At 54.6% G+C, this 11,796-nt stretch carries 5 protein-coding genes and 1 pseudogene; 3 read left to right on the top strand and 3 right to left on the bottom strand.

From position 1 onward, the window contains the following. Together HB393_RS22180 and HB393_RS22175 are read left to right on the top strand one after the other, a co-directional pair. Positions 1-196 (top strand): annotated as a pseudogene (locus tag HB393_RS22180) (sialate O-acetylesterase); the annotation flags it as partial. Positions 197-275: 79 nt separating this feature from the next. Continuing rightward, positions 276-1,310 carry a LacI family DNA-binding transcriptional regulator gene (locus HB393_RS22175; protein WP_213807396.1) on the top strand — a complete coding sequence of 345 codons (1,035 nt, stop codon included), beginning with the start codon at positions 276-278 and terminating at the stop codon, positions 1,308-1,310. A 135-nt stretch (positions 1,311-1,445) separates the two neighbouring features. Here the strand turns inward: HB393_RS22175 and HB393_RS22170 are convergent, their stop codons facing one another. Beyond that, the gene (locus tag HB393_RS22170; protein ID WP_213807395.1) at positions 1,446-5,021 is read right to left on the bottom strand and encodes a LamG-like jellyroll fold domain-containing protein; all 3,576 of its coding nucleotides are present in this window, start codon (positions 5,019-5,021) and stop codon (positions 1,446-1,448) included. 446 nt (positions 5,022-5,467) lie between these two features. Here HB393_RS22170 and HB393_RS22165 point away from each other — a divergent pair, with 446 nt between their 5' ends. After that, entirely contained in the window at positions 5,468-8,710 is a 3,243-nt protein-coding gene (locus HB393_RS22165) for a TonB-dependent receptor (protein WP_213807394.1), read from the top strand. A gap of 75 nt (positions 8,711-8,785) precedes the next feature. Here HB393_RS22165 and HB393_RS22160 read toward each other — a convergent pair whose 3' ends face one another. After that, entirely contained in the window at positions 8,786-9,682 is an 897-nt protein-coding gene (locus HB393_RS22160; RefSeq protein WP_213807393.1) for a hypothetical protein, read from the bottom strand. A gap of 28 nt (positions 9,683-9,710) precedes the next feature. Next, a complete protein-coding gene (locus tag HB393_RS22155; RefSeq protein WP_213807392.1) occupies positions 9,711-10,958 on the bottom strand; it encodes an ABC transporter ATP-binding protein in 1,248 nt (415 codons plus the stop codon). Positions 10,959-11,796: the final 838 nt, after the last annotated feature.

Here is an 11,796-nt window from a genome sequence, read left to right as displayed (position 1 = left end):
CGACCACGTTTTTGTTTCTGCCGTTGCGAAGATCGAGGGCGAGTCCGTAGTGGTGTCGGCGCCCTCTGTTTCGCGGCCGCGTTTCGTCCGCTATGCCTGGGCAAATGTTGTTCCACCTGCGCTTTACAACGGCGCGGGTCTACCCGCTTCTACCTTCTCCTCAGAATGGGTGACTGCGTTACCGCTGACGCGATAATATCGCTGCAACGTAAAGCAGGCTACATTTGCGACGGTTAGATCCATTGCAGCCACCCTTGCGCTCAGGAGCAACACAGTTGATCGGCAATTCACGTATGCGGGATGTCGCGGCGTTAGCTGGCGTAAGCACCATGACGGTGTCGCGCGCACTAAGTGGAAGCGCAAACGTAACCGAAGAAGTGCGTGATCGCATCGAAACGGCCGTGCGGAAGTTGAACTATCACCCGAATGAGGTAGCCCGCTCGCTCCGGCATCAGCGTTCCAAGCAGATCGGCATTATCGTTCCCAATCTATTGGATCCCTTCTTCGCTACCTGCGCTCACGGTGCGAGTACGATCGCGAAAAAGAATGGGTATTCGGTCGTCATCGCCCTCTCCGACGATGACTCCAGTGTCGAGCGGGAACAGGTACTCTCTATGGCTCGTCGGCACGTCGAAGGCATCGTCCTTCTCCCCGGAGCATGCCGTCACGACCCGCTGCTGTGGCGACTCCGCTCTGCTCCCGTGGTGGTTCTGGACCATCCGCTGGAAGATGCTCCTCTCGATACAGTCATGGTTGACAATCGGTGTGCCGCAGCCGATGCGGTTCGACATCTGATTCGCTTGAGGCATCACAAAATCATCCACCTCAACATGAATCCCGCCGCCTACACCCTGCAACAGCGGGATCAGGGGTACCGCGACGCGATGCTCGAGGCTGGGCTTGTTCCGCAGACCTTGGTCGTTCGCGATCCTTCCACGGAGATCATCCCTATCCTCCAGGATCTTCGGCAAAAACAGCGAAAACTCGCTCTGTTCTGCAGCAACAATGTCATCACACGCAATACCTTGCACGCCATCTCGGCACTGGATCTCAGTATCCCCCAGGATGTGGTGCTTGTCGGTTTCGATGATTTCGAAACGGCAGACCTTCTAAAGCCCGGCATCACCGTAATCCGGCAGCCGATTCTAGACCTTGGCAAACAGGGTGCGGAGATGCTGTTTCGAAGAATCCGGTCGCGGGAAGAGACCTATGACCGAGAGCAAATAACACTGCCTCTGAAGTTAATCATCCGCGGATCGTGCGGTGCGCCAAAGGCAAGCTGGACCCCACATATGGCAAGCAAGGACTGACTGGAACAGCAGAGCGGCATGCAATGTCAAGACAGTTATGCAATGGCCATAATCAAGAAAAACATCTTCTCCCTGCCAAAGCGATACCACTGCCCCAAGTTGCGGACGATGGCACCGCTTTGTTCCCTTGGAACCTTACGAATGGCTGACAATATCGATCGTGGCATTGGGCAGGTTCCACCCACGCAGACTGACCTTCGCGCCGCTCTTGTTGTTGGCGGTGGCCGGGTACCGCACAGAGAGATGCATACTCTCCCCTGGAAGAAGCGTGACGTAGTTGTCTGTGAAGTAGGCAGGCAAAATACGCTCTTTGCTCTTTGCATCCAGTAGTGTCGCCTTGGTGGCGATCGCTGCAACCGTTCCGCCATTCGTAAGCTGCAGGTCCACGACGATCTCATCTCCGTCGCGGTGCGACGTTGCCGACGCAGTCAGCTTCGCAGGGGAAAGCGTATTCAGCTTGCGATAGCGGTCTTCGTCGCCAGCCAGCCAGTAGGTATTGCTGGAAATTAGAGTGCCCTTGGCATCCCGCATCTCAAGCCGTACCAGGACGACGCCTTCGCTTTCGAAGAGAGGAGCCAGCGGCAGAACAAACAAGGGCGCGGTCGCGTTTGGGTTCAGATTCAACTGCTGATCGCGCGCTAGCAGGACCTGATTGGCAAGGGAATAGACCATCGCATGCACCATGACTGGACCACCGTTAGCATTAGTCGTATTCACTGCAGCCACGGTGTAATCCGACAAGTCGAGTTGCACATGCAGGGGTTCACACGCTTTCTTCACGCCATAGAAACTAGCTTGCGTGTCGTAATCTGAACTTAGAATCTGCCACATGTTGCTCGGCCATGCGGGTTGTGTCATCCACAACATGCGCCCGCTGTTCGGCAACCACAGGTGCTGATTGAAGCCTTCAAAGATGGCTCGGTGGTCAACGTAGTTGAACATCTGCGCTTTGCGTTCGAAGTCCTCCAGGTCCGTTGCGGCGCCGAAGTACTGTTCGATCTTGCGCATCAAGGGTGCGACTTCGCCATTCCCCGTCTGGTGCCAGTCGTGGTAAGCCCACGCATCGCTGATGGGCCATTGATCGGCTGGTGCGATGGACGCCTTCAGGCTCTCCAACGTCGAAAGCGATGCAATGCCCAATTCCACGGAAAAGCCTTTATCGAGGGTGCTGTAGAAGAGGTCCGGGGACTGATATTTGTACGGGCCGCTGTTGCGCAGGTTGATGCGATTGGAACCTGGCGTGTAGTAGCGGGTGCCATCCTCCTTCTGAAACAAATCGATCAGGCCCTCGTTCAGCACCGGCTGCGGCACGCCCTCATTGCGCCCACACCAAAGGATGATGGACGGATGGTTGCGGAAGCGTCGCACCACATCATGTGCATTGTCCAGAAACAGCGGTACGTCCTGCGGTTCCACGTTATAGTTTTGCGTCGAAGCCCAGAAGTCGTTCCACACCATCAGACCATACTCATCGGCCAGTTCGAAGAATGTCTCCTCGGTGTCTTGGCCAACCCAATTGCGAATGATGTTAAGGTTCGCTTCTTTGTGCAACCGGAAGAACGGCTCCAGATGTTCCCGACTGACCCGTTTACGCGAATCGTCCATGCCCCAGTTACCGCCGCGCGCCGCAATGCGCACACCGTTTACTTTGATGACAAGATCCGTCAATCCTGGTTCATTGGTTACGGGCTTCACTGCGGCGGAATGCTCTCCTCCCTTCGTAAGACTGGCTGCATAGAACTCAGCCTGTCGATTACGCATTCCCTCATGGCTCACATCCACGATCTGCTGGTTTAATGCCTTCGCCTCTGTCGGCGATGCCTCAACGCGGCGCAAATGACCGGTTGAATCGAAGAGGCTCAATTCATAGGTGACCTCGCGAATGCCGAAGGTAAGTTCCTTGCGATCCGATTCCCTGTCACCCGCCGAAATCGCCAACTTCAGGTGATATAAGTCGGGACGACCATAGCCGTTGGGCCACCAGAGGCGCGGGTGTTCGACGTGAAGCTGCGGGAAGTCGTCGCGAGTTAGGCGAATGCTAGTCTGCCCGGGCGCAATCGTCACCTTCTTCTCTATGTCCACCCGTTCAAAACTGGCGTGGAGCGTAGCGTCGATCGGCTGCATGCTCTCGTTTTGAACCGGCACGCTGATTTCCACATCGGCACTGCTGGTGTCTGGCAGCGGCAGCCGCGAGATTACCTGCGGGTCGCCGAGTTGAAGCTGGTTCGTAACCGTCAGTACCACGTCCTGCCAGATGCCGGTGTTGCGATCGCGAATGCCCGGAATCCAATCCCAGCCCTCGGTCGCAACAAAGGTCGGACCGTCCAGCGCCATCGCTCCGCCGTTCTCGCCAGGACCAGCCAGAATTGATTCCTCTTCCGGTATGCCCGGGTGAGGCGGCGGCGAAATGCGTACTGCCAGTGCGTTCATGCCATCACTGCGTAGATAAGGTGCCACATTGAAGCTGCCGCGAATGAAGGCCCCTTTGATCTTTCCGAGTTTGTGACCGTTGAACCAGACTTCCGCCGCGTAGTTGATGCCTTTGAAGGTAATGGTAGTGTGTCGACCCGCGGCATTGATGGGTGTCTTGAACTCCACGCGATACCAGTAATCTTGCCGCGCCAGTGATTCCGGAATAGCGAGATTATTCAGACCGTAGTCAGGGTCGGGATAGACACCTCGATCCACCAGGGTCGTCAGTACCGTACCGGGAATCGTTGCCCGGAGCCAGCGCCGGCTGTCAAAGCCAGCAGCGGAAATCAACTGTCCGGTCTCCTTCACGTCCGGAGCCGCAGCCATCATCCAGTTTGCATTCAAGATGAAGTAGCCGCCCTCGGCCGGTGTAAGGGCCGATGTGGCCATCGGCGGCAGCGGCTTCGCCATCGGTTTGCTGAAGGGTTCCTTGCTTTGCGGCATCAGAGATGGATCTTGCGGCTCGGTGTAGCCCGCCTGTCCGCGGATTTGCACCGGCCAAGGCAGCGATGCGTCTTCGTACCGTGACAATGTCGGTCCAGGCCGCTCCCTTGCCATGGTGCGCAGGGTGTCTTCCAGTAGCACATTTGGATAGAGCGTGACATGCAATACGTGTCCTCCGAAGTGTTCGAACGGCTCCGGCTCCACCGACTGCTCCGCCGGCGTTTCGAGGACCGGCGCTACGGTCAGCTCTGGCGCGGCGCGTCCCTGGGCCATAGCTCCCTGCGCGACTTCGGCACCGTCCACGTACAAGTGTGCCCGAGAACCATCGAAGCTGACCGCGAGGAAGTGCCAACCCGAGCGAACAATTGCCGCGGGCGCGACCAGCAGATTGCCCCGTCCAAGTCGCAACATAGGTTTGCCGTTCGTCAGTCCCACGTAGCGGGAATCCTGCTGGGCCGCGTCGCCAATACCTGCGATCAGCGTAAAGGAGGATGGATCAGCGGAGAGCTCGACCCACATCGTCAGGGTATACGGACTGTTTGCCTCAAGCACCTTGCTGGAGGCAAGTAGATGCTTGGTCAGACCCGGTCCGCCTGCCAGTACATTCACGTCATATGGACCGACGACGCGTTCCTCGACCTTCGTCGCACTTGGAAGCGGCGAAAATCCCTGAGCCTTTGCCTGGAAAATGGGAGCCGAAACACAAAATACGATTGAGGCTAAGGCGAGCGCGGTGGACCTGGAGTCTAAGCGAAAAATCGATGTCATGAGGAAACTTTCCTTCTTGCAGCGCATTCGAAACTACCTACGATGGAAAGACCGAGAACCTGGCCTTCGGGATGTCATCCAACATAAAAAAATAGGCTTCTTCCTGCTAAGGATATCGATAACACAGTCACACCGATGTGAATCATAGAACCATGCTTGCCTGGGAGCGAGGAAAGAGTGCCTCATTGTTCTAGCTTAAGCCTGCGGCACCAAAGAACTTGACGCATAAGGAAGATACCGCATTTCCCTGCTTGCTATTCTCCGTATGATCGTGCGGAGTAGCTATTCCGGCAAGCGGGGCGGCGGCGCGCAAGCGTCCAAGGCCTCCGCGTGACAGCTATTGACAGTTCTCTAGTACCGGGCTTTTAATTACCGCGCGCTGGTTTTCAGATTTGTCCTGTTGTCTAGGGCCAGTTCAGCACCCTCTTATCCAGATTGCTAGAGATCCTGCATTCACTCTTTTGGAGGCTCAAATGTTATCGATATCAAAACGCGGGTGGCCACTGCCGCTTGCGGTTGCGGCTCTTTCTTTCTTGGCGCATGGAGACATTTATGCGCAAAGCACGACGGCAGACATACTGGGTACAGTGTCCGATCAATCGGGAGCTGTGATTCCCAATGCCAGCGTGACGGTAGAGAACCTCGGCACACATGAAACTCGTCACGCTGTGACTAGCTCGAGCGGCGAGTTCACCTTCACTACACTTTCGGTTGGATCCTACTCCGTTCGCGTAGAGGATCAGGGATTCACCACGTACCAGGTTCCTAGCATAGCGATACAGGCCGGCGATCGACGTCGTGTCGATGCGCATTTAACCGTAGGCAGTGGGGATCAGACGGTTCAGGTAAATACAGCACCGCCAACATTGCAGACTGACAACTCCACCATCGGAAGTACGATCAGTAACGAGGCCGTCGAAAACCTGCCCACAAACGGACGCAATTTCATTGACCTCGTCCAGCTCGTCCCCGGCGCCAACCCGGGCACCGCGAACTCCATCGCGGGCGGTACGCGTCCAGATGATCGCCGCCTCACTTCAGCCGTGTCCATCAACGGTCAGAGCACTATGGTGAATAACGAAGAGATCGATGGTCTCGACAACAATGAGCGCATCATTGGAACTATCGGAATTCGCCCCTCAATCGACGCCATTCAGGAGTTTCGCGTCGAGACGAATCTCTACACGGCCGAGGTTGGCCGTACGGCCGCCGGCGTCATCACCATTCTCACCAAATCCGGTACAAACCAGTTTCACGGATCTGCCTATGAGTTTCTGCGCAACGATGCCCTCGACGCTACAGAGTACTTTGCGAGCAGTAAACCTCCCTTCCGTCAGAACCAGTTCGGCGGTTCTCTCGGCGGTCCGGTGCTGCAGAATAAGCTCTTCTTTTTCGGGGATTATGAGGGCCTGCGGATCGTGCAGGGCTCCACATCGACCGTGACAGTGCCGACCCTTTACCAGGAACAACATCCGGGAGATTTCTCGGACGTCGGCGGTCCAGTAATCCCGACCGCGCAATTGAACCCGATCGGGCTTCGATACTTCGCACTGTACCCTGCACCCAACAAGCCAGGGACGGTTAACAACTACTTCTCCGCCCCCAAGCGGTCACAGTTCGCGCACCTGGCAGACGGTCGTATCGACGCGCATATCAATGACAAAAACATTCTTTATGGCCGCTACTCGATCAACGTGACCAGTACCAACACGCCCGGTCCGCTGCCGCTCGTCAACGGCATCGCGCCTGGCGGCAGCGTGTACTCCGAAGATGGCGTGGCACAGCAGCAGCAGCAGAATATCCTTGCGGATTACATTCACATCTTCACGCCCAACATTTTATTGGAACTGAAGGCAGGCTATACGCGCATCAATAACGCGTCGCTGCCACTGAACTTTGGCACGAACGCTTCCGCTCAATTCGGCCTGACAGGCGTAAATTATAATGCGGAATCATCTGCACTCTCACCTTTCCTGCCAAACGGCTATGCCAGTGTCGGCGACGGTGAGTACCTTCCTCTGCAGGACATCGACAACACCTTCCAATACCTTGGGTCGGTTTCGATCAACAAGGGAAATCACAGCATCAAGATCGGTGCTGGGCTGGTCCGCCGGCAGGCTACGAACATCCAAAGCTCTCTGGCGGTGGGTCAGTTCAGCTTCACAGGACAATACGCGGCGAGCGTCTTGCCGACCTGCAGCGGGACCGGCACGAACTCTACCAATACTTGCGGCATCGCGAGCATGTTGTTGGGCATTGCAGATCAGGTACAACGAGGAAACCAGCTTTTCCCGGTCTCCTATCGCACATGGGAGCCTAGCGGCTACATCCAGGATAATTGGCATGTCATTCCGAATTTGACCTTAAATCTTGGCGTCCGTTACGATCTATTTACCCCCTACACAGAGCGTAACAATCATCTCTCGAACTTCGACGACGCCACTGGCAAACTCATCGTGGCCGGCCTCAACGGGGTCTCCGATACTGCAGGAGTGGCAACCGACTACTCAAACTTCGCACCGCGGTTCGGCTTCGCACTGACCCTTCCTAAAGCGACCGTGGTACGTGGTGGCTTCGGCATCAGCTTCTTCCCCGATAACTATGGCACCTCGGGGGATCGGCAGAACCAGCCCTTCGTCTATAACTTCGGTCCGAACTACAATTACAACATCTCGCAAGGGTTGACTGTCCCATTTGTGGATAGCAGCCAGATCACGAACCCGACCGGCAGCATCAACACCGCGATGGCTCGTAACTTCCGAAACGCCTACATGTATCAGATGAGCCTGACTGCAGAGAAGCAGATCGGCGCGAATGTGATCAGTCTTACCTATGTGGGAAATATTGGTCGGCATCTGGCACAGTTCATTCCGAACATCGATGTCCCAGTTCCCCAGTCAGTCGTAAACTACACCACCAACACCGCGGCCCTACAGCAGGCGCGGCCCTATAACAGCACGGTCCCAGGTATCTCCTCGATCACCGAGGTCTATAGCGCGGGTGTGTCGAACTACAATGCACTGCAGGCCGTGGTGCAACGCCGCATTACCAACGGCCTCGCATTCAACGTGAACTACACCCTTGCCCACCAGTTGGACAACTCTCCGGATCTCAACCAGAGCAACCAGGCCGGCATTGGCCTCCTGCCGAAGCAGATCTCTACTTATGACTACGGCAACAGCGATTCGGATATCCGTAATCGTGTCACGGGCACCTTGAACTACGCGTTGCCATTCGGAGCCCGCTCGCACGGCATCGAGAAGGTGATTTTCAGCGGCTGGAAGAGTAACGCACTGTTAGTTTGGCAGAGCGGAAGTGCTTTCACAGTCCAAAACAACAACCCGCAGATCAATACAGGGGTTACGAACGATCGCCCGAATAAGATCGGCAAGCCGAACCTGGATAACCCAACCAATGCCGAATACTTCAACGTCGCGGCGTTTGCCCCTCAGGCCTTTGGTACAGCGGGTAATTCGCCTCGGAACGTCCTCCATGGACCCCATTTCCGTCACTTCGACATCTCTGCCTTCAAGGAGTTCTCGATCTTCGAACGGGCCACTCTGCAATTCCGGACCGAAGTGTTCAACTTAACCAACACGCCGAGCTTTGCCTTGCCGAACGCAGCGCTGAACAGCAACGGAGTCGGTACGATCAGCAGCACCACGCAATTCTATACACCGCGTGAAATTCAGTTCGCATTAAAATTGCTGTTCTAGTATAGGTGCGAATCCGTTCGGGCACACCGTACTCGCGCGTGGCGGCATCGCAGATCGCGCGGAGCTGGGCAGTATCTATGCTTCCTTGTACTTGTGATGTTTCTCCGCGCGTTCGATCACCTTCATCAGAGAGACAACTACAGGTGCGGAGAGCCATAGGTCGAAATCAGCCTTCCTGTATGTCATCTCTGCTCGCCTCCGTTCTTGGGCCTTTCTTAGTTCGGCGGCATCCAACGACAGCATCCCGCTTAACCAGTACACCTGGATAGGTGGCGACAAAATCTTTCCTCTACCCAATACGTAGCCCCACTTCTGAGTGGTCCAGTAATCCATGAACCAACTTGCAAAGTGATTTACGCTACAAAAGCGCACTTCACCCCACCAGGGATCGTAAAAGCGGCAGACACCAGTGTCTTCGACTGACAGTGCAGTGCGGTGACCTCTCTCACCACTAGCGCGGCTAGGATCAGAAAACCGCATTATCAACACGAACAACCCTGGTTCCTTTTGGGTCATGATCAGCTCCGTTACGTTTGTCACGCAATTAGGTAGTTCCCACCTAGAGGTGAGTGGCATTCCAAAATGCAGCACAAGGTCTAATTCAAGTAAATTATCGACCATACAACGTCTCTGTAACGTCCTCAGTCCGGCTATAGTCTCACCATATTTACAACGCATAAGCGCCGCTTCTGAAAAATTCAATACTTCCTGAGTTTCTGGCACTCTCTTCAGATAAACATTCAATACCTGTGCTATGACCACATCGCGCGCCAGCGCAGCAGAGGATCTTCTAAGGCATTCGATACCATCATTTCCTTTCTGAACTTCTCGCCACCACGTCTGCACTAACCCGGCGCATAACCCTATCGGAATGGTCAGCCCCGTTCGTGCTCGAAAATCCCGTTCTGAAAACAGTGACTCCATAACACCGTGACGCCTATTGATATCCAGAAAAGCGGCACCTTTTCCCATACTATAAATTCCCTTTTTACTTCGCTCCCTACCGAAGAAGAGTGACCACATGGCCATAACCCGGGGCCAGATCGGCTCCGGAGGCATCGGCTTCTGGCACAGAGCTGTCTCCTACATCTTCACCAATGCCCTCTTGGAAAGCCGCTGCCTGCAGTCGAAATAACTTTGCATACTGGCCATCGCACTTTAATAGCGTTTCATGTGATCCTTCCTCGAGAATCCTCCCTTTTGCCAACACAATAATCTTATTCGCAGTGCGTACCGTCGATAGGCGATGCGAAATGAGAATCACCATCGGGCCATCGTTCCCACTATGGAGGCGTCTAAAGAATCGATCTTCCGCCTCTGCATCAAGGCTTGCTGTGGGTTCGTCAAGGATCAATAACTGTGCGTCGTTCACAAACGCGCGAGCAAGCGCAACCTTCTGCCATTCGCCTCCCGATAGGTCTACCCCCGCCTTGAAGCGCCTACCTAGCACCTGTTCATACGTCGCGCCAAATCGCTGCACTAACTTGGTAGCTTCGGCCTTATCCACGGCCTCCTCCAACCGTTCATCATCTCCCATTGCACCGAGGTGTCCAAAACCGACGTTTTCGCGGACCGATAGGTCGTACCTCATAAAATCTTGAAATATGACACCGACGCGGGCTCTCAATTGATCTAGATCGTATTCGCGCAAATCGCGCCCTTCCAGCAGAATCCGACCATTAGTTGGTTCATACAGACGTGTTATAAGCTTCACGATAGTGCTCTTGCCAGCACCGTTCTCGCCAATAAGTGCAACTTTTTCATTTGGACGAATCCGTAGATTTATACCTTGAATCACCGGTTCGCTGCTTTCCGGATAAATGAAAGTGACATCCTGGAACTCAAACCCCTCGCAAATATGACTAGGAAACGGACGCGCGGAGGCCATGGATCGTATCGACGGTTCCATCTTTAAGACATCGAACAGGTCGGTCATTAGAAGTGCTTGTTCTGACACTCCATTGAGATATGTAAATACTCGCTCTGTGCTTGCGCGGGCGCGCAGCAACGATCCCGTTAGAAAAGCGAATGTACCGATGGTGATCATACCACCAAGCGCCGCCTTCATAACTACTATGTAACCGCCGTAGTAGCCCAGAACAGACAAAAGGCCTAGTAGCCATCCACCGGCTGCGCGGTTGAACGCCAACCGATAAAGTTCTTCATAGATCTCTTCGGAAAGAGTGGCGTAGCGTCTCCCAATGTGCGTTCCCAGCCCAAAGATCCTAACTTCCTTCGCGCTGTCCACCCAGGTTCCTAGCAACCGCAGATACTCAAGCTCACGCCGTTGTGGAGTCCTTCTAAAAAAGGCTGAATACGATAGCTTTGAAAACCGCACTTCGCCGAGAAACGTCGGGATTGTAGACGCGATCAAGAGCAGGACCAGCCACGATGAGAATACGGTAAGCCCGGCCGTTAGTACGACTAAAGTTACTCCCTCTTGAGCAGCATTTAGTATCGAGGTTAAAAGAAAGACGCGACCTGTTGCCTGACCTCTGACTCGCTCTAGTCTGTCATAGAATGTTGAGTCCTCAAATGTGTGAAGATCGAGACGAGTGACCTGTGCGATGAGTCGTATAGCCGTATATGACGTGAGACGTTCTCCAAGGAGACTATCTAGAACGCTGTTCGCTTGTATAGCGAGATCGGATAATAATGCGAGGACACACTCAACCATCAGAAGGTGCCATACACGCTTAAGGTCGCCTCCATTATGGACGGCGGCTACTATTCCATCCAGTATCTGTTTTGGGATCCATAGAAGAGCAAGCGGTAGGATTGCTCTACCTATACGGACCGCGATCGTTCCTAAGAGGAGAGATGGACTTACTTCCCACAAAATTACCATCAAGGCAGCGATGCTGCGGACAGATGCCAGATGGTCTTTCCAGTCCGACTTAGGACGTTCCGCAGGTTCACTCATGGATCTCCTTCTTCACCATGCCTCCATCTATCCTCTTGCAGATGCGTGACGCAAGGCTAGTCGCCTCTGCTGAGACTCTATAATCCCTTCATGTTTAAGCGCCCGAAGAAGACGGCTGAGGTATTCAGGAGTAACACCGAGGAGTTTTGCTATTTCGTATTTC

Origin of the sequence: Granulicella sp. dw_53 (assembly GCF_018449545.1) — a bacterium.
In the GTDB taxonomy this organism is placed as follows: domain Bacteria; phylum Acidobacteriota; class Terriglobia; order Terriglobales; family Acidobacteriaceae; genus Edaphobacter.
This window is presented reverse-complemented; position numbering and strand designations above follow the sequence as displayed.